This window comes from Alcaligenes sp. LTN-3 (genome assembly GCF_059735605.1).
The window spans coordinates 1,174,665-1,194,530 of sequence record NZ_JCAPDN010000001.1; the positions used below are offsets into that span (position 1 = coordinate 1,174,665).

Annotated in this window: 12 protein-coding genes; 5 read left to right on the forward strand and 7 right to left on the reverse strand. The window is 56.3% G+C overall.

The window, feature by feature from the left end; genetic code table 11:
* Positions 1-54 precede the first annotated feature (54 nt).
* The 5 genes from AC6I6N_RS05560 to AC6I6N_RS05580 all read right to left on the reverse strand — a co-directional run bounded on the left by AC6I6N_RS05560 (position 55) and on the right by AC6I6N_RS05580 (position 8,054).
* Positions 55-1,368 carry an extracellular solute-binding protein gene (locus AC6I6N_RS05560; RefSeq protein WP_094197073.1) on the reverse strand — a complete coding sequence of 438 codons (1,314 nt, stop codon included), beginning with the start codon at positions 1,366-1,368 and terminating at the stop codon, positions 55-57.
* Between the two features lie 7 nt (positions 1,369-1,375).
* A complete protein-coding gene (locus AC6I6N_RS05565) occupies positions 1,376-2,629 on the reverse strand; it encodes a D-amino acid dehydrogenase (RefSeq protein WP_094197074.1) in 1,254 nt (417 codons plus the stop codon).
* A gap of 37 nt (positions 2,630-2,666) precedes the next feature.
* Complete coding sequence (locus AC6I6N_RS05570; RefSeq protein WP_497943298.1) at positions 2,667-3,701, reverse strand: CDP-6-deoxy-delta-3,4-glucoseen reductase; 1,035 nt, start codon at positions 3,699-3,701, stop codon at positions 2,667-2,669.
* Positions 3,702-3,762: 61 nt separating this feature from the next.
* Positions 3,763-6,072 carry a DNA topoisomerase IV subunit A gene (gene parC / locus AC6I6N_RS05575; protein WP_497943299.1) on the reverse strand — a complete coding sequence of 770 codons (2,310 nt, stop codon included), beginning with the start codon at positions 6,070-6,072 and terminating at the stop codon, positions 3,763-3,765.
* Positions 6,073-6,092: 20 nt separating this feature from the next.
* Entirely contained in the window at positions 6,093-8,054 is a 1,962-nt protein-coding gene (locus tag AC6I6N_RS05580; RefSeq protein WP_094197077.1) for a DNA topoisomerase IV subunit B, read from the reverse strand.
* 233 nt (positions 8,055-8,287) lie between these two features.
* Between AC6I6N_RS05580 and trxA the strand changes: the two genes are divergently transcribed.
* The 3 genes from trxA to gdhA all read left to right on the forward strand — a co-directional run bounded on the left by trxA (position 8,288) and on the right by gdhA (position 11,423).
* Positions 8,288-8,614: a thioredoxin TrxA gene (gene trxA, locus AC6I6N_RS05585; RefSeq protein ID WP_094197078.1), complete on the forward strand. Its 327-nt coding sequence runs from the start codon at positions 8,288-8,290 to the stop codon at positions 8,612-8,614.
* A 69-nt stretch (positions 8,615-8,683) separates the two neighbouring features.
* Positions 8,684-9,940, forward strand: coding sequence for a transcription termination factor Rho (rho, locus tag AC6I6N_RS05590; protein WP_094197079.1), 1,257 nt, complete (start codon positions 8,684-8,686; stop codon positions 9,938-9,940).
* Between the two features lie 142 nt (positions 9,941-10,082).
* Positions 10,083-11,423 carry an NADP-specific glutamate dehydrogenase gene (gdhA, locus tag AC6I6N_RS05595; protein WP_094197080.1) on the forward strand — a complete coding sequence of 447 codons (1,341 nt, stop codon included), beginning with the start codon at positions 10,083-10,085 and terminating at the stop codon, positions 11,421-11,423.
* Between the two features lie 129 nt (positions 11,424-11,552).
* Here the strand turns inward: gdhA and bla are convergent, their stop codons facing one another.
* A complete protein-coding gene (gene bla / locus AC6I6N_RS05600; protein WP_108727663.1) occupies positions 11,553-12,428 on the reverse strand; it encodes a class A beta-lactamase in 876 nt (291 codons plus the stop codon).
* 96 nt (positions 12,429-12,524) lie between these two features.
* Positions 12,525-16,112, reverse strand: a complete 3,588-nt coding sequence (locus tag AC6I6N_RS05605; RefSeq protein ID WP_497943300.1) for a YhdP family protein — start codon at positions 16,110-16,112, stop codon at positions 12,525-12,527.
* A gap of 118 nt (positions 16,113-16,230) precedes the next feature.
* Here AC6I6N_RS05605 and glnE point away from each other — a divergent pair, with 118 nt between their 5' ends.
* Both glnE and AC6I6N_RS05615 read left to right on the forward strand, forming a co-directional pair.
* Positions 16,231-18,987, forward strand: a complete 2,757-nt coding sequence (gene glnE, locus AC6I6N_RS05610; protein ID WP_108727665.1) for a bifunctional [glutamate--ammonia ligase]-adenylyl-L-tyrosine phosphorylase/[glutamate--ammonia-ligase] adenylyltransferase — start codon at positions 16,231-16,233, stop codon at positions 18,985-18,987.
* 102 nt (positions 18,988-19,089) lie between these two features.
* A complete protein-coding gene (locus AC6I6N_RS05615; protein ID WP_094197084.1) occupies positions 19,090-19,788 on the forward strand; it encodes an epoxyqueuosine reductase QueH in 699 nt (232 codons plus the stop codon).
* Positions 19,789-19,866: the final 78 nt, after the last annotated feature.

Consider the following 19,866-nt stretch of genomic DNA (forward strand, 5'->3'; position numbering starts at 1 on the left):
TATCTTCAAGGATGCTTGCTCAAGCCGCTAGATCGGCTTGTACGCACAGATAAATCAGCGTCCTCTCTGTGCCACCAAACGATTAGCTTGCGTGGCGGCAGTACGCAATGCCGTCATGGCAGGTTGCTGCCCATCCAGCGCACTTTCCAGGCTCTGATTGAACACGGCACGAATCTGACGGTAGTTACGGAAATTGCCCTTGGCTGTGCCCGACGTACCGCTGCTGTAGGCTCCCACCAGGTGCATCCAGTCGCCCTTGTCCTTGTAGTAGTCGTTGCCTGTGGCATTAAAGGCTTCGCGGCTCACCGGTAAAAAACCTGTCTTCTGGTACCAACGTGCGGCGTTCTCAGGCTGAGCCAACCAGCTGATGAAACGGGCCGAAGCCTGATTCTGTTCGGCATTATGGCCTTTTACCGCCCACAGCGCCGATCCGGTCACAAACGGTTTACCAGGAGTTTGGGTCACTTCAGGATAGTAAGGCAGACCAGTCACTGCGTACTTCAAGCCACGCGTGTCGCTGTATTCACCAATATGACCGGAGTTCGAGAACATGACGGCACATTCGCCCTTGGCAAAGCGCTGGGGCGATTCTGGCAATGTGCCGGGCTTGACCATCAGCTCGGATTTCACCCAACTGATCATCATGGACAGGTGACGGATGTACATCACATCAAAGTCAAAGCCCACTTTGCCTTTCACCTTGGGACCCGGTGCCAGACCGTAAATCTGGTTATTCACCGCTGCCAGGTTCTCCAGGTTGATGGAGACAGACTGATCCGAAGTCAAGGGACAACGGCGCGAGCCTTTATTGGCCAGATCGACGAGCTGGGCCTGCAAATCCAGCCAGACACGGCTGGGCACCGCAGGCTCGATCTTGGCTTTATCAAACGCGTCCAGGTTGTAGTACATGACCGGAATTTCGGCCATATAAGGGAAGCCTTGCAATTGACCGCGGCCATTGCGCACAAAGGAGTTCGAGGCCAGGAACCAGGACACATTATCCATTTTTTCCCGAGCCAGCAAGGTGTGCATAGGCATGATGTAGGGGCGATCAGCGACCTCGTCCAGGCCGGACATCTCGCCTAATTGCACCAGATTGGGCAAATCCTTGCCCGCTTGCAAAACCTGTTCTAAAGAAGCTTCCGTATCATGAGCCTTGACCGACACCTTGACATCGCTCTGGCTACGATTGAAATCCCGAACCAAGCGTTCAAACTCGTCCTGATTGTGCGAGTTCAAAGCGGTCCAGACCTGAATATCAACGGCTGCCAGGGCAGTCGACCCGAACAGCAAAGCGGCTGAGCCACCCGCTGCCATCGCCAAAGCCATAACACCCCGTTTCAACAGTAATCCGCGTAGATTTTTCATACATCCTTCATGATAAAAAAGGAAATTCAGGTTCGGGTTTGTGTCCCATGAGCAGGTCTGCCAGGGCTCGGCCAGAGCCTACACCCATCGTCCACCCCAGGGTGCCATGCCCTGTATTCAGGTACAGGTTAGGTATGGAAGAGCGGCCTATCAGTGGGATATTTGATGCTGTGGCAGGACGCAGTCCTGACCAGAAATGAACATTATCAAAATCCAATGCGCTTGGGAACAGATCCGCTACATGCGTTAACAAAGCCTGACAGCGGGCGGGGTTCAAATTGCGCGAATAGCCCGACAATTCTGCAGTTCCAGCGACCCGCAGGCTATCGCCTAAGCGGGAAAAAACAAGTTTGTGATCTTTATCGGTCAGGCTGACCGTGGGCGCCCCCTCGGGAACCAGTACCGGAAAAGTAGCCGAATAGCCTTTAGCCGGGTAAACGGGGCAGGAAATCCCCAGCGGCTGTAAGACGGTGGGACTGAAGCTACCCATGGCCACCACAAAGGCGTCTGCCTGTATGGACTCGTACGTACCGTCCGGGCCAATGACCTCAACACCTACCACACGCCCCTTGGCCGTCAGCAAACGGGTGATTTGTGTAGAAAAGCGAAACTCCACCCCGGCTCGCTTGGCCATGGCCGCCAAACCGCAGGTAAATTGGTTGGCATCACCGGATTCATCATCCTTGGTATAGTCGCCACCCACAATCTGGCCACGGGCCGACGCCAGAGCAGGCTCTAACTGCACCAGCTCGTCCACGCTCATGATGCGGCGATCCACCCCCATATCGCGCATGATATCGGCCATCTGCTGAGAATCATCCAGGCTTTGAGCATCACGGTAAAAAGTGATGATGCCTTTTTCCTGATGGCGGTAATCAAAATCCAGGCTAGGACGCAATTGCTTGAGTGTGCTGCGGCTGTATTCCGCCATGGCCACCAGGGCGCGCACATTGGGCGTAACCCGTCCAGGCAGGCATTCACGCAAGAACGACAGGCACCAGCGCCACTGGCGCAGATCCAGACGCGGACGGAATAACAAGGGAGCATCGTCCTGCAACAACCACTTCAGCAGTTTGAACGGCATTTTCGGGTTGGCCCAGGGCTCGGCATACGACACCGAAATCTGGCCGCCATTGGCACGCGAGGTTTCCTGCGCAGGGCCGGTTCCCCGCTCCACGACCACCACCTCACAACCTTGCTGGCTAAGCCACCAGGCAGTTGATACCCCAATAATGCCGCTGCCCAGAACTGCTACTTTCATGTGTACTGTCCGCTTGTTGAGCTATTGACCAAGACGCTTACTTTACATCTGCCAGGGACGTAAAGGCATCTGCAAAATAATTGTCCGGATTCAGTTGGGCTTGCTCCACAAAATCCTTGCGCGCCGCTTCAACCATGCCCGGCGCGCCACAGGCGTATACCTGCCAGGCTGACAGGTCCGGCAAATCAGCCAGCACAGCTTGATGCACAAAACCGGTGCGGCCTGTCCAGCCATCTTCAGGCTGAGCGTCGGAGACCGCCGGAATGAAACGCAAATTAGGCAATTCGCTGGCCCATTTCTCGGCCAGTTCGCGCTGGTACAAATCCTTTGGTCGACGCCCGCCCCAGTACAGCGCCACTTCGCGCTGGCTGCCGGTTTGAATCAGGCGTTCGATCAAGGCCTTGATCGGAGCAAAGCCCGTACCGCTGGCCAGGAACACCATAGGAGCCGCGCTGTCTTCACGCAGAAAGAAAGAACCCAGAGGCGCTTCCACACGCAGAATTTCGCGCTCTTTCATGGCGGTGGCACCGGCACCGAACACGTGATCGGTAAACACGCCGCCGGGCATGTGACGAATATGCAATTCCACCTGATTGTCTTCCCGTGGCGGTGTGGCCATGGAGTAGCTGCGACGGCTGCCGTCCTTCAGGATGAACTCCAGATACTGACCCGGGTAGTAACGAAATGGCTCGGACGACGGCATTTGCAGACGCACCACCATCACATCATCACGTACTTTTTCCAGGCCCACCACGCGCGAGGGCATTTTGCGAATCTGGATATCGGTCGCCATACGAATTTCGTGGGACTCGATCAACATATCGCTGCTGGGCTTGGCCTGACAAAACAGGGTGTAGCCTGCAGCGCGATCCTCTTCGCTCAACAATTGCTCGGGCGCACGGCCTGCCTCGTACTCACCTTCAATGACCTTGCCACGGCAAGACGAACAGGTGCCGTTGCGGCAGCTATAGGGCAAGACGATACCTGCATTCAGTGCGCCATCCAGCACAGACTGTCCGGGCTGAACGTCAAAACTGTGCCCGCTGGGCTGAACCGTGACTTTGAAACTCATATCCAACACTCAAAAAAGAAATCTATCAGGCGGAGGGCCAGCCTCCGACGGCTATACAAATTCAGGCCTGTTCAGGTCGATGCAACACAGGGTCGTTCAATTTGAGCGACAGGGTCTTGCCCTTGCCTGCGCGCTTGCCCAGATAATTGGCCAGCATATCCAGATCCATCACGATGGTAGACGGACGTTTGCGATTCACCCCGCTAACGGCCAGACCCGCCTCCCCAAAGGCCACCCATTGACTGAGCGTATCGCCATCGTTCAGCTTGATCAGCACCGTGCCACGGCCGCCTTTGGACAGCACCTTCAGTTCCTTGATATCCACCACCAGGAAACGCCCCTGTTCGCTGAGCAGGCCTACGTACTGGTCATCCGGACGCAAGGCCAAAGGTTTGAGCAGCTTTTTGCCGTCCTCAATAGTGACAAACTGCTTACCCGCTTTCTGGCGTGTATTCATGTCGCCTTGAGAGGCCACAAAACCGTAGCCGTCGCAGGCAGCCAGCAAATAGTTCTGATCCAAAGGAGCGCCCAGGATGTGCTCGATAGGCGCACTGGGGCTGACTTCAATCATGGAGGTAATGGGCTGACCGTCTCCACGCGCCGAAGGCAAGCTGGAGACCGGAACAGTATAGACCCGGCCATCGGTACCGATCGCCACCAGATCCGTGGTACTGCGGCACTCCAGCGCATCGCGCAAGCCATCGCCCGTCTTGAAGCTGAATTGTGAAGCGTCATGACCGTGGCCCTGGCGCGAACGCAGCCAGCCTTTGCGCGACACAATCACGGTGACCGGCTCATCCACCACCTTGGTTTCCAGCACAGCACGCTCGGCCGCTTCAATCAAGGTGCGACGCTCATCGCCATAGGTTTTAACGTCTGCTTCGATTTCTCGAATCATCAAGCGTTTCAAGGCCTTGGGATCGTCCAACAGCTTTTGCAAAGACTCCTGTTCCTCCAGACGCTCTTTCAGCTCTTTCTCGATCTTGAAACCTTCCAGACGGGCCAACTGACGCAAGCGCATTTCCAGAATATCGTCAGCCTGGCGCTCGCTTAAATCAAAACGCTCCATCAAGGCAGCACGCGGCTCGTCGGACTCACGAATGGTTTGAATGACCTCGTCCACATTCAGGTACACCACCATGCGCCCTTGCAGCACATGAATACGATCGGTGACCTTGTCCAGACGGTAACGAGTACGACGCTCCATCGTGTGACGACGAAATTCCAGCCAGCTCAGCAAGACCTGACGCAGGGAGCGCTGGCCAGGACGACCGTCCGTATCGATACATACCAGGTTGATGGAGACGTTGCGCTCCAGGCTGGTCTGTGCCAGCAAGGTGGTCACGAACTCGTCCCGATCAATGGCGCGGGATTTGGGTTCAAACACCAATCGCACCGCAGCCTGCTTGCCGGACTCATCGCGCACGGCGTCGAGCATGTTCAGCATCAAGGCTTTGGTTTGCTGTTGCTCGGTGCTCAGGGATTTCTTGCCCGCCTTGACCTTGGGATTGGTGCGTTCTTCAATCTCTTCCAGAATCTGCTGAGAGGAGCTGCCGGGCGGCAATTCAGTGACCACCAATTGCCATTGACCACGCGCCATTTCCTCAAATACCCAACGGGCACGTGCCTTGATGGAGCCCCGGCCCTGAGCGTACACCGCCGCAATATCATCGGCAGCGGAAATGATCTGGCCACCCCCTGCAAAATCCGGGCCAGGAATGATCTCGTGGATGTCCTGGTCGCTTAAATTCGGGTTGCGCAGCAGGCTGACACAGGCTTGGGCTACCTCACGCAGGTTGTGCGACGGAATCTCGGTGGCCATCCCGACAGCAATCCCCGATGCGCCGTTAAGCAACATGATGGGCAAGCGGGCTGGCAAGGTCACCGGCTCTTTCTGGCTGCCATCGTAGTTGGGGATAAAGTCCACCGTGCCTTCGTCCAGCTCGTCCAGCAGCAAACGCGAGAACGGAGTCAGGCGCGCTTCCGTATAACGCATAGCGGCGGCATTGTCGCCGTCGCGCGAGCCAAAATTGCCCTGCCCGTCCACCAGCGGATAGCGCAGCACAAAATCCTGCGCCATACGCACCATGGCGTCATAGGCGGCCTGGTCACTGTGGGGGTGATATTTACCCAGCACATCCCCCACCACGCGCGCCGATTTCACAGGCTTGGCCGTTGGGCCCAGGCCCATGGCATCCATCGCATACAGAATGCGGCGCTGTACCGGCTTCTGACCATCGGTCAGGTCGGGCAAAGCCCGTCCGCGTACGACCGAGACGGCGTAATCCAGATAAGCCTGTTCCGCATAAGTCCCCAGCGTGATGCTATCGTCCGATCCCGCCGGCTCAAAATCCAATTGATTGCTGTCCATAAATAACTCTTAAATCGGGCTTAGACGTCCAGATCGGCCAAATTGCCTTTTTCTTCCAACCAGGCACGGCGGGCAGAGGCCTCGCCCTTGCCCATCAGCATGGTGAACATGGCCTGCGTGCCGCTTAAGCCATCTTCGCCCCAATGCACCGGCAATAAACGACGGGTATCCGGATTCATGGTGGTATCCCACAACTGCTCCGCACTCATTTCACCCAAACCTTTAAAACGGCTGATGCTCCAGGACTCGTTGCGTATGCCTTCATTGCGCAACTTCTCCAAAGTGGCATCCAACTCGCCCTGATCCAGACAATAGATCTTGCGAGCCGGGCGTTTGCCAGCGGCAGGCACATCGACGCGGAACAAGGGTGGGCGCGCCACATACACGTGCCCGGCTTCGATCAGCTTGGGGAAATGGCGGAAAAACAAAGTCAGCAAGAGCACCTGAATGTGCGAGCCGTCCACGTCCGCATCGGACAGGATACAAATGCGGCCATAGCGCAAACCGGACAAATCCGGCTCGGACTGGGCATCATGCGGGTCCACGCCTATGGCTACGGAAATATCATGAATTTCCTGGTTGGCGAACAGGCGATCCCGGTCCACTTCCCAGGCGTTCAGCACCTTGCCACGCAGGGGTAAGATGGCCTGAAATTCCTTGTCGCGGCCCATTTTTGCAGAGCCACCGGCCGAGTCGCCCTCGACCAGAAACAGTTCGGAGCTCTCCAGATCGTGCGATTCGCAGTCCGTCAGCTTGCCGGGCAACACGGCTACCCCCGAGCTTTTACGTTTTTCCACTTTCTGGGCCGAACGGGTACGGGCCTGAGCCTGACGCACCGCCACTTCAGCCAATTTGCGACCCTGATCCACATTCGCATGCAGATGCAGTTCCAGTGCGTTGCGTACATAGCCACTGACCAGACGCACGGCATCGCGGCTATTGAGTTTTTCCTTGATTTGCCCCTGGAATTGCGGATCCAGCACTTTGGCCGACAGCACAAAACTGGCACGGGCAAAAACGTCCTCAGCCTGCAGCTTGACGCCCTTGGGAATCAAACTGTGCAGCTCGGCAAAGCTGCGCACGGCCTGATACAGACCATCACGCAAGCCCGATTCGTGCGTCCCCCCGGCACTGGTCGGAATCAGATTGACATAAGACTCGCGCACAATCTGAGAGTCCAGGGTCCAGGCCACGACCCAATGAGCCCCTTCACCAGGGGAGAAATTATCGTCATCTTTCGGGGCGTACTGGCGGCCCTCGAATAGAGGCACCAACAACTCCACGCCGTCCATCTCTTCTTGCAAATAACCGCGCAAACCGTCCTCATAGCACCATTGCTGGCGCTGGCCGGTTTTCTGCTGCACCAGCTCCACGGTCACCCCTTCCAGCAAGACCGCTTTGCTATGCAGGATGTGCGTCAGTTGAGCCAGGGGAATCTGGGCGGAGTCAAAGTACTTGGGGTCAGGCCAGACCCGCACACGGGTCCCGGTCTTACGCTTGCCCACGGTGCCCGTCTGGGTCAGGGGCTGCTCCAGCTCGCCGTCGGCAAACACAATTTCATTGGCTTGCCCGTCGCGCCAGACCAGCACTTCCAGGCGACGCGACAAGGCGTTGGTCACCGACACACCCACCCCATGCAAACCGCCGGAAAAGGCATAGGCTCCGCCATTGAGCTTGTCGAACTTGCCCCCGGCATGCAGTCGAGTGAACACCAGCTCAACCACGGGCGCATTCTCTTCAGGATGCAAGCCAACGGGAATACCGCGCCCGTCGTCTTCGACCTGGATACCGCCGTCCTCCAGCAAGGTAACGGTCAGGGTACGGGCAAAACCAGCCAGGGCTTCGTCGGCGGCGTTATCGATGACCTCCTGCACAATATGCAGGGGATTATCCGTGCGGGTATACATGGCCGGGCGCTGCCGGACCGGTTCCAGCCCTTTAAGCACCCGTATAGAAGATTCGTCGTAACGTGTAGTAGACAACTTGATTCCCGGTAGATCGTACAGAAAAACGCTATTTTACGAGTGGTTAGGCGCCAGTGGGGAAACGCTTTATTGGCGCGCGTTGCGCAGTGAATGCACATTATCAACCAGACGCAATGGTATCCTGTCAAAAATTGGCAACAAGACCGTCGCAATTGGCCGTAGAATACATTGTGCTCAGGTCACGCCACACGTATAGTTTTTCGTTATCTTTTATTTTTTTGCATTTTGCCATGAGCGACTCCATCATTCACGTTACAGACGCCTCCTTCGAGAGCGACGTCCTCAAAGCCGACCTTCCTGTTTTGGTCGATTATTGGGCTGCCTGGTGCGGCCCCTGTAAAATGATTGCACCTTTGCTTGATGAGGCGGCCGAACTGTATCAAGGTCGTGTTATCATCGCTAAGCTCAATGTCGATGAAAATCCCGACACTCCTGCTCAATTCGGTGTTCGCGGTATTCCAACGCTCATGCTGTTTAAAGACGGTAAAGTCGCCCAGACTAAAGTCGGTGCACTTTCCAAGTCTCAACTTAGCGCGTTTCTCGACAGCTCCCTGTAATCTCTGATTAACCGCACGCAGGCCCATCGCTGGCCTGCGGTCTGCTGCTGAAAGCCCTTCCCCACACTCATGCACCTGAACGAATTAAAAGCTCTGCACGTCTCGCAGCTGCTAGAAATGGCTGCCACTTTGGAAATCGACAACGCGAACCGCTTGCGCAAGCAAGAGCTGATGTTCGCGATCATGAAAAAGCACGCCAAAAAAGGCGAGCAGATTTTCGGTGACGGGGTGCTTGAAGTCCTGCCGGATGGTTTTGGCTTCCTGCGTTCGCCAGAAACCTCCTACCTGGCCAGCACAGACGATATTTATATCTCTCCCTCGCAGATACGCCGTTTCAATCTGCACACAGGCGACTCCATTGAAGGCGAAGTGCGCACCCCTAAAGACGGTGAACGCTACTTTGCCCTGGTCAAGGTCGACAAGGTCAACGGCATGCAGCCCGAGGCCATCAAACATCGCATCATGTTTGAGAACTTGACCCCGCTGCATCCTGATCAGCCCATGCGCCTGGAGCGTGACATCAAAAGCGAAGAGAACATCACAGGCCGTATCCTGGATATCTTCTCGCCTATCGGCAAGGGCCAGCGCGCCCTGATCGTAGCCAGCCCCAAATCCGGTAAAACCGTGATGATGCAGCACATGGCTCACGCCATCACGACCAATTACCCCGAGGCCGTCATGATCGTCCTGCTAGTGGACGAACGCCCCGAGGAAGTGACCGAAATGCAGCGTACCGTACGCGGCGAAGTGGTGGCCTCCACCTTTGATGAACCCGCGACGCGTCACGTACAAGTGGCCGAAATGGTGATCGAAAAGGCCAAACGCCTGGTTGAATTGAAAAAAGACGTGGTGATCCTGCTGGACTCCATTACCCGTCTGGCTCGCGCCTACAACACCGTGGTCCCTGCTTCGGGCAAGGTATTGACCGGTGGTGTAGACGCCAACGCCCTGCAGCGCCCCAAACGCTTTTTTGGTGCTGCCCGTAATCTGGAAGAAGGTGGCTCCTTGACCATCATCGGTACTGCCCTGATCGAGACCGGCAGCCGCATGGACGAAGTCATCTATGAAGAATTTAAAGGTACCGGCAACTGCGAGATCCATCTGGAGCGCCGCCTGGCCGAAAAACGCATTTACCCTGCCATCAACCTGAACAAGTCAGGTACACGTCGCGAAGAATTACTGATCAAACCCGACCTTCTACAAAAGGTCTGGGTTTTGCGCAAATTCATCCACGGAATGGATGAAATTGAAGCCATGGAGTTTATCCTGGACAAAATCCGGGCAACAAAGACCAACTCCGAATTCTTCGACATGATGAAGAAGTAAATCGAACATCCTGCGCAAGCCTCTCTATACGAGAGGCTTGCTTGCGATGGGCGTATTGATCGGGTGCAATCCCATGCATCCATTCTTTCAATCTGCTGAGTTCTACTCGAAATCTCAGTATTGCAAACAGAGTTCGCTTGCAATGAAATCTATCTCTCTAGAACAGTTCCTAGCCAGAGTGCAGTCCCGCGACCCAAGTCAGCCTGAATTTATGCAGGCCGTACGGGAAGTGATGACCAGCTTGTGGCCCTTCATCGAGAAAAACCCCCAGTACGCCGACCACGGTCTGCTCGAGCGTCTGGTTGAACCCGAACGTGTTATCCAGTTTCGTATTTCCTGGGTAGATGATCGTGGTCAGGTTCAGGTCAATCGCGGTTTCCGTATTCAGCACAATAATGCCATTGGTCCTTTCAAGGGCGGCATGCGCTTTCACCCCTCGGTCAATCTGTCTATCCTGAAGTTCCTGGCTTTTGAGCAGACCTTCAAAAATGCCTTGACCACCCTGCCCATGGGCGGCGGCAAAGGCGGCGCGGATTTTGATCCCAAAGGCAAATCAGATGGCGAAGTCATGCGCTTTTGCCAGGCCCTGATTGTTGAGCTTTACCGTCATCTGGGTCCAGACACCGACGTTCCTGCAGGTGATATCGGCGTAGGCGCGCGTGAAGTGGGCTTTATGGCCGGCATGATGAAAAAACTCTCCAACAGCGCGGCCAGTGTCTTTACCGGCAAGGATTTGTGCTTTGGCGGCAGTTTGATTCGTCCTGAGGCCACGGGTTATGGCACCGTATATTTCGTACAGGAAATGTTGGCACGTAAAGGGCTGTCTTTAGACGGCATGACAGTGTCCGTTTCTGGCTCGGGCAATGTCGCTCAGTACGCCATTGAAAAATGCCTGGACCTGGGTGCCAAAGTGGTGACCGTTTCCGACTCGCAAGGTTGCGTGGTGGATATGGATGGCTTTACGCGTGAAAAACTGGCGGCTCTGATGCACATTAAAAATGTACAGCGCGGCAGCTTGGTCGATTATGCCCAACAACACCGCCTGCTGTACGAGCACGGAAAACGTCCTTGGCACATCCCCGTCGATGTCGCCCTGCCTTGCGCAACCCAGAACGAGCTCGATGGCAAAGACGCCGAAATTCTGATCAAAAATGGTGTGCGTTGCGTCGCCGAAGGTGCCAATATGCCCAGCACGCTGGACGCAGTCGATGCCTTTATCCACGCCAAGATTCTGTATGCCCCAGGTAAAGCCAGCAATGCTGGTGGTGTCGCCGTCTCTGGTCTGGAAATGAGCCAAAACGCCCAGCGTTTGAACTGGACACGTGAACAAGTTGACGCAAAGCTGCACTCCATCATGCGTGACATCCACGAAAATTGTGTGAACTATGGTCAAGAAAGCGACTTCATCCACTACGTTAACGGCGCCAATATTGCCGGCTTTGTCAAAGTCGCCAATGCCATGCGTCATCAAGGTGTTTATTAAGTTTTGCGCCTTGCTCAGTAGTCAAAAAACCGCCCACAAGGCGGTTTTTTTTGTCCACAGAATCCGACATTCATATAACGGCAGCCAGATAAGCTCCCGGAAAAAAGCTCGTCAGCACTCCACAAAAAATCAAAACCGAGCTTTTTGATCCACCGCCGCTGCCATGGCCTTGCCAATCGTGGCTATGGCCGCATTGCGCGCTTCCATCGAGGCCTTGGTTTCCGTGATGTAGACAGCCGCCACCAGCGGCCCACGCTCAGGGGGCCACATCACCGCCACGACACCGCGTGTGCCGTAAGCGGCTGCCCCGGTTCGGTCTGCTACGGTCCAGCTTTCAGGAACGCCAGCTCGCAACAAGGGCCCGCCCACTTCGTTATGGCGCAACCAGTCAATCAGCCGATCACGGTCTGAGGCTTTAAGCGCGTCGCCCAAAACCAGATTCCGCAAAGTTTGCACCATGGCTTGCGGGGTCGTTGTGTCGCGCAGGTCGCCGGGCGTGGCTTCATTCAAGCTGGGCTCGTTGCGATCCAGGCGCGTCACCGTGTCACCCACGCCACGAAGAAAGGACGTGATAGCCTCAGGCCCGCCCAGAATCTCCAAAACCCCATTAGCGGCACTATTGTCGCTGTTGCGCATCGTGATCGCACACAATTGAGCTGCTGATACCTGCTGGCCGATCAGCTCCTTTGTGGTGGGTGCGTAAGACTGAATGGCCTCCTCCTTGATCAGCCAGGCAGTTTTCATCGCACCTGGCCCTCGGGCCAACAAAGCCGCACAGATCAAGGCCTTGCTGGTACTGGCCATAGGAAAGCGCTCATCGGCACGGTATTGCCACCACTGCCCGTCTGCCGTGTCCAGTACGGCCAGACCAACACGGGCCTGCAAGGACTGTTCGACCTCTTGTACGGCCCGAACCACCGGATGGGTTTGCGCCCCAACAGCATGGAAAGACAGGCCCGCCACAACCAATGTCGCTGCCAGTCGTTTCAGTCTATGTGCGCTCATCGGCCCATCCTTGGTATAAGGGTTAAATCACGAAAAAACCTTGCTGCTACCCTGACGAAGACCTACGCAAAAGCGTTTTGGGTAAAGCGCCTGGTCTCAAGGCTCAATCCGCGGCTGCTTCTCTTTTTTCGCAGTGCTGGCCGCAGGCACCTCCAGCTCTTTGAGCTGCGGATCATCAATCTTGCCTGTCACTGCATAAGAGACAGATAGGTGACTGCTCATCGGGATCTGCATCAACCACTGCGTCAACAAAGCCCCTACCCCTACCATCGGGTTAACCGTGAAATAGGCCGCAATCGCCGCGCCGCTCATATCCAGATTCGGATTGACCACCGCAATCAAATCCAACGTCTCATCCTTGATATCAATCCAGCCTTCCAGGTTGACCGCTCCCGCCGGGCCCTTGATCTGATAATTATCCAGCTCCAGCTTGCCCTGCGACAGGTTCATGCGCCCGGTCAGGCTATCGAATGCAAAGCCTTGCTTCACGGCGCCGAACAAGTCCATATCCAGTCTGCTCAAGCGTGAAATGGACTGCAGGCTGAGCAACTCCAGCAATTTGGCCGAGCGTGATTTCAGGCTAATAAAGCGTCCTTTACGTAGATCCACATTGAACTGGCCACGAATGTTGCGCTTATCAAAAGACCAGGGGAAATTACTCCAGAACAAGGCGGCCTGAACCGTTCCCTCGCCATCTTTAATGGACTCTGTCAACAAGCCGCTGACATCCACAAACTGCCCCAAATTGCTTACCTGGCTATTGGCGAGCAATTCCAGCCCTCGCTGTGGCCCACTCAATGCCAAAGAACCGTAACCGTGCAGTTGCATGCCCTGTGCGTTCAAAGAAACGTTTTCAAGGGTCCATTTGTGGCCCTTTCCTGCGGGCTTGCCTTTGGCTTCCAAAGCACCAAAGCGCACGCCCTGTATCTGCAAATCATCCACCTTGAACGAGATCGCAGGCAAAACCAGATCATCGCTCATGGGCAGGTCGGCGTCGGGCCAAGCCCAATCCGGCCTGCCACCATTCAGGTACAAATGGGAAAAATTGGCGTTGAACATGCCGGTATAGCGGCCACCTTGATGCTGCGCCTGCAAACGCCCTTCAGCTTGCTTGGCCTTCAGGCTCAGAAACAAGCTGCCAGCGGCATCTTCCGTGCTTTCCATCTCCAACTGATCCAGCACTTGCCCTCTAAAAAATGCCTGATCCGCTTTCAGGCGCACCCGCTCCAGCAAAGGCAACAGGGGACGGCCCGACGGAATCAAAGGACTGCCGTCCAGATTCTGACCGAACTCCTCGACAACTCTCTCCCAGGCATCCAGATCCATACGGTCATAGCGGCTATGCAATTCCAGGCCACGTTTGGGCCAACTCACCAGCCCCGGCGTTCCCATGCTGCCACTTTGAAAATAGCTGCCTTGACGGGAACCTTGAGCATGCAACAGGTTCAACAAAAAGGTCTGTCTGTCTTGCAGGCTGATCTGCAAGCGGTCCATCTTGGCGGCAGAGTCGCTGCTCCAATCTGCCTTCAATTTGGCTGCACGCTCAGCAGGTTTGTAGAAAGGCTCGGGCAAGTTCAGCGCCAGCCCCGTCAGATCGGACTCCGCGCCAAAGGAAAAAGAACCCTTGGCATCGAGCTTCATTAATACCTGATAGGGAGTCTGCCCTTGCAGACGCTGCACGCCCTTCAATTCCAGGTATTGCTCCAGACCTTGCGCAGTGATCACACCATTTATGCGCAAACCGGGCTTGCCGGGCTCGAGCACACCACTGATTTGGGTGTCGCCCCCCAGCACCTTGCCCGTCAAGGTTTGGGCACTGACGCCCTTTTCACTGAAGGCGAGCTCGCCCTTTAACGCCGTCAATGACGGAGCTTCAGGCATGTACTGAAACTCGCTATTGTTCATCTGGATTTGCCCCTGTACCTGGGTGTCATCCGCATTATCCAAAGGAACCTGCAATTTGATGGGTACAGTCCAATCCCCTTTAACGCGACTGTCGGCCAGCAAGCCATCCAGCAAGGCGTTCAGGGGGGACTGGTGCACCAGGGCCAGATAGCTGGTCGCTGGAGCCTGAGACACGCCCTCCAGCTTCAGAAAGCTGTTTTGCTCCAAGGACGTGATGTGGGTCTGAATATCGCGCAGCACAATATCCGGCTGCTTGGCGATAGGCATGCGCGCCTGCTGAGCCACAATATCCAGATTATCGTTATGCATGCGTATGCTGCCTTGTATGCCTTCCAGACGTGGCCAGGCCAAACGTTGGGGCTGGGCAGGCTGATAATCCACAATCCCTTCACCCAAAATCCCAACCACTTCAAAGCTGCCATCCGCCGGGCTCAGGCCATACGGGAAGGTGTCCAGGCCACCTTGCAAGCGGATTGTCCCGTCTCGTACCGCCCCCTGTACCAGTCCAGCCTGCATCCATTCACGCGCCAAAGGGTTGACCGTCAAAGGCAGGTAATTCACCAAAGCCGCCAGATTCAGGTGCGTGAATTGCCCCTGCCAGTCAGCCACACCCGCCTCAAACTTGGCATCCTCACGCCAGCCACCTGTTAATTGCGCATCTAAATCAGGATTACGCAGAGCCAGATTCATGTCGCTAAGGCTCAGTCTGGCCTGCTCATCGCGGTGAACCATACCTTGAGCATTGAGCTGATCCAATGCCAAATAGTGGGCAAACAAATCGGGCACGCGCAGACCAAAGCCATTCATCGACAACGTCCACTGCACGTCGCCACTTTGCTTGCCTTGGGCCAATGCCTGCACATCACGTAAACTGCCATTGAGCTCCAGATGGGCTTGCTCCAACTGCAGGCGATCTTCGCTATCCGTCAGCACGGCCACATCCTGCAATTGGGCTGCCAGTTGCATCTGTACGGCCTGGGCGGCTTGAGGCTGGCGGGCCTGGGCACGCACATCGATCCAGCCTCTATCCAGAATCACAGGTACGTCCAGCCAAGGGCGCAGCGCGGGAGTATCGACCCCATTGGCCTGCACCGTCATCTCCCAGGGCAAGTCCATCACATCCACGTTTTCGGGCAGACGACGCTTGCCCTGCACGCGCAAGGCCAAAGCCAGGGATTCGCCCAGATCGGCGGGCAAGGCCGTAGCCAGATTGACCTCGTGCCAACCCTGCCTGTAGCCAATCTGCAATTCAATCGATGGCAGAGTCAAGGCAGGCGCGCCACGCAGATCATCCTGCCATTGCAAGGACGTACCCTGAATATGAATGCCACGCTGCTCCAGCAACCAACGAACCGGCCCTTGCCAGACTTCGGGTTCTGCTGGGGCACGGTCATTGTTGAGATCCAGTACCTGGCCCATCACCAAAATCTGGCCCTGGGGGTCGCGCCGCACAGGAATCGTCAAACCTTGCACATCCAGCTGGCGCAATTGCAGCGAACCGCTGAACAAGGACTTCCAGCTGATATCGGCTTGCAGCTTGGGCAACTGCAACATGGGCTCTTGCCCTGGCTCTGACAGCGACAGGTTCGTCACAGAAAGATGGGGATTCCAGCCCTGCCAGTCGCCTTTTAATTCTTGAATCTGAACTTGCAGGCCGGTTTGCTCACTGATTTTCTCCACCAGATAGGGGCGCAGATTATCCAGTTGGGGCACGAGCAGATAACGTAGCCCGACAAGGCTTAGCATCAGCGCAAAATAGAGCACTAGCGCCAGTCGCACAAGCCCTCGAACTACCATGCAATCAATTCCCGAGTATAGTTAGATACGGTCATTTCCGGCCTTGTCAGACAAGTCATCTCACTTGTCGTCCCCCCTTATCCGAAAAGCCTCTTATCGTATGAGCCAGTCCATTATATTGAAGCCCGTGATGCAATGGTCCGGCCCCTTGCGTCGAAAAGTAAACGCTCAGCCACAATTTGGGGCGTGGTTGCAAGAGCAAGCCCAGCACCCTGTCACCGCCACACTGATTACGCAATGGTATAGGACTTTACTGCCCGAACCCGATAATGATCGCTTGGCACAAGTGCGTCAGGCCTTGCGCCAACTGCGTGAACGGGTCTTTCTGGTACTGATGATCCGTGATATCAATGGTCTGGCCCCTCTTGAAGAGGTGATGCTGGCCATGAGTAGCCTGGCTGATCTGGCCGTGGCACAAGCGTATGAAACCGTCGCCCGACAACTGGCTGAAGTACACGGTATTCCTAAAAACTCGGAAACTGGCTTACCCCAGGAGATGATTATTTTAGGTATGGGTAAGCTGGGTGGAGGGGAATTAAACGTTTCCTCAGACATTGATCTGATCATGCTCTATGACGAGGACGGTGAGACCGATGGCCGCCGCCCCCTGAGCTATCACGAGTTTTACGGCAAAGTAACCCAGCGCATGATGCCCGTGCTGTCCGATACCGACGCCTTCGGGCAGGTATTTCGCACGGACCTGCGCCTGCGTCCGGACGGGGATTCCGGGCCGCTGGCCTGGAGCATGCAGGCGCTGGAAAACTATCTGGTCAACCAAGGCCGGGAATGGGAACGCTATGCGTGGATCAAGGCCCGCCCTATCAAGGCCCAGGCTTTTGAGGGCAGCCGCAGCGCCGGTGATGTGCATCACTTCGAGGCACTGCGTACCCCTTTTGTATACCGCAAATATTTTGACTTTGATGCCCTGTCTGCCTTGCGCGGCCTGCGCGAGCGCATTCGCCAGGACTGGACGCGCCGCGCCCTGAACCGCAATGGCGTGGAAACCTGGCACAACATCAAGCTGGGAGACGGTGGGATCCGGGAAATTGAGTTCGTCGTCCAGCTCAATCAGCTGATTCGCGGGGGACGACAGCCTTCCCTGCAAACACCCAGCCTGCACAAAGCACTGCAAGGTCAATGTGCGGCCGGTCTGCTGGACCAGGAGGTCTGCGACAAGCTGCTGGCCGCTTATACCTTCTTGCGACGTGTCGAACACCGCCTGCAGTATCGCGAGGACGAACAAACCCATTTGCTGCCCCAGGACGAGGAGCTACGCACCGAGCTGGCGGCCACCTTGGGCCTGAGCCTGGCTGATTTCGACGAACAGTTAGGCCAGCACAGAAAATTTGTCTCGCACACCTTCCGCAATGCCTTCCGTCTGGCAGGCATGGGCGAAGAAGCCAGTACCGAACCTCCTGCGGCGGCTGCACCCGCCCCCGAAGAAAGCAAGGCAGAGCACGATCAGGCTTTGCAGGAACGCATCGAACAATTGCGTCAGGCTCTGCTAAATAGCCATCGTCTGCGCAGCCTGCCCAATGCCAGCCTGGATCGCGTACAGCGCCTGATCCCCTTGGCCGAGGACTACGCCTGCCGCTCCGAGAACCCGGAAGTCACCGCAACCCGCCTGTTCAACCTGATCGAGCTGATCGCCCAGCGTAGCGCGTATCTGGCTTTGCTGGCCGAGTACCCAGATACGCTGGCCCGCGTTGCCCGAATTGTCTCGGCCAGTCCGTGGGCCGCACAGTATCTGGCTCAATACCCGCTCTTACTGGACAGCCTGATCGAATGGCATTCGCTGATGGAGATTCCGGACTTTGCCGCCCTGTCCGAGCAAATGCGCCGCGATCTTGATGCCTGCCGCTTGCCCGATGGCCAAGCCGATGTCGAACAGCAGATGAACATGATGCGCGACTGGCAGCACCAGATCACGTTCCAATTGCTGGCCCAGGACCTGGAAGGTGTACTGACCGTCGAGGCTCTGGCCGACCAACTCTCGGCTCTGGCCGATATGATGCTGGCCGAGACACTGGAGCGCACCTGGCCTCTGACACGCCCCCGCAGCCTGGGCCCAGAACACGACTCCTCACCGCACTTTGCCGTCATTGCCTACGGCAAGCTGGGGGGCAAGGAAATTGGCTATGCGTCCGACCTGGATCTGGTATTTCTGTACGACGATCCCAGCCAAGACAATGTAGAGCGCTACATCAAGCTGGCGCGCCGCATGACCAGTTGGTTGTCGGCCATGACCTCCTCGGGACGTCTCTACGATATTGACCTGCGTTTACGCCCCGATGGCGATGCCGGTTTGCTGGCTGTCAGCGTGGATGCCTTCGAGCAGTATCAGACGCGGAGTGCCTGGTCCTGGGAGCATCAAGCCATTACCCGTGCCCGTTTCGTGACCGGGGATGCCCAGATCAAAAACCGCTTCGATGACATCCGCCGATCCATCTTATTGATGGAACGGGACCAACGCAAATTACGTGCAGATATTCTGGACATGCGTGACAAGATCAGTGCCGGACACCCCAACCGCAGCGAACTTTTTGACTTGAAGCACGACCGGGGCGGCATGGTGGATGTGGAGTTCATCACCCAGTATCTGGTGCTGTGCCATAGCCGCGAGCATCCCAAACTGCTGGAAAACCTGGGCAATATCGCCTTGCTGGGTATTGCCGCGCAGGCGGGCCTGATCGCGGTCGACCATGCTCAGGAAGTGGCCGATGCCTACCGCGCCCTGCGCCGCCGTCAGCACGCTTTGCGTCTGGAAGGAGCAGAAAAAGCCCGTGTGCCGCAATCTGAGCTGACCCAGGAACGGCAGGCCGTGACACGCCTTTGGGACGAGGTCCTGGGGTACTAAGGCAACAGATTGATTTCACTAAACTTTGCCAAGAATCTACAATAGTCGCATTGATTTATTGTGCGACCGACTCGGGACGCCTTTTTACTCGGATTCAGATTCATGTCCACTCAGCTCAATCGTCCAGTTTTAACCATGCCGGAGAAGCGCGAGAAATTGCTGCTGCACTCCTGCTGCGCCCCCTGTTCGGGCGAGGTGATGGAGGCCTTGCACGCCTCGGGGATTGAATACACCGTTTTTTTCTACAACCCCAATATCCATCCTGTACGCGAGTACGAACTGCGCAAGCAGGAAAACATCCGTTTTGCCGAACAGCACGGCATCGAGTTCATTGACGCCGACTACGACGTAGATAACTGGTTTGAACGTGTACGCGGCCTGGAGCACGCTCCCGAGCGTGGCGAGCGCTGCACGGTCTGCTTTGACATGCGCTTTGAGCGCACGGCCCTCTACGCCCATGAAAATGGCTACGACATCATCTCCAGCGTGCTGGGTATCTCGCGCTGGAAAGACATGAACCAGATCAACGACTGCGGCGAACGCGCCGCAGCCCGTTATCCGGAGATGAAGTACTGGACCTACAACTGGCGCAAAGGGGGCGGCTCGCAACGCATGCTGGAAATCAGCAAACGCGAGAACTTCTATCAGCAGGAGTACTGCGGTTGCGTGTACTCGCTGCGGGACACCAACCGCCACCGCCGCTCGCAAGGCCGCCCTCGTGTCGAGATCGGTGTGAAGTTCTACGGCAAGGACGAACTGGACCTGACACCGCCTCCAGCTCCGGTTCAAGAGAACGCTTAAAAATGGGAATAGGCTGGTGGCTGGATTGATCATCTCACTGGGGGCCTATTCCTCTTGAGACCCTAGGCAGGAATGATT

What these genes read in the sequence shown, in the direction of transcription:
- gdhA (WP_094197080.1), top strand. Translation starts at nt 10,083, where the DNA reads ATGAAATCTATCTCTCTAGAACAGTTCCTAGCCAGAGTGCAGTCCCGC.
- rho (WP_094197079.1), top strand. Translation starts at nt 8,684, where the DNA reads ATGCACCTGAACGAATTAAAAGCTCTGCACGTCTCGCAGCTGCTAGAA.
- parC (WP_497943299.1), bottom strand. Translation starts at nt 6,072, where the DNA reads ATGGACAGCAATCAATTGGATTTTGAGCCGGCGGGATCGGACGATAGC.
- bla (WP_108727663.1), bottom strand. Translation starts at nt 12,428, where the DNA reads ATGAGCGCACATAGACTGAAACGACTGGCAGCGACATTGGTTGTGGCG.
- AC6I6N_RS05560 (WP_094197073.1), bottom strand. Translation starts at nt 1,368, where the DNA reads ATGAAAAATCTACGCGGATTACTGTTGAAACGGGGTGTTATGGCTTTG.
- AC6I6N_RS05565 (WP_094197074.1), bottom strand. Translation starts at nt 2,629, where the DNA reads ATGAAAGTAGCAGTTCTGGGCAGCGGCATTATTGGGGTATCAACTGCC.
- trxA (WP_094197078.1), top strand. Translation starts at nt 8,288, where the DNA reads ATGAGCGACTCCATCATTCACGTTACAGACGCCTCCTTCGAGAGCGAC.
- AC6I6N_RS05615 (WP_094197084.1), top strand. Translation starts at nt 19,090, where the DNA reads ATGTCCACTCAGCTCAATCGTCCAGTTTTAACCATGCCGGAGAAGCGC.
- glnE (WP_108727665.1), top strand. Translation starts at nt 16,231, where the DNA reads ATGAGCCAGTCCATTATATTGAAGCCCGTGATGCAATGGTCCGGCCCC.
- AC6I6N_RS05570 (WP_497943298.1), bottom strand. Translation starts at nt 3,701, where the DNA reads ATGAGTTTCAAAGTCACGGTTCAGCCCAGCGGGCACAGTTTTGACGTT.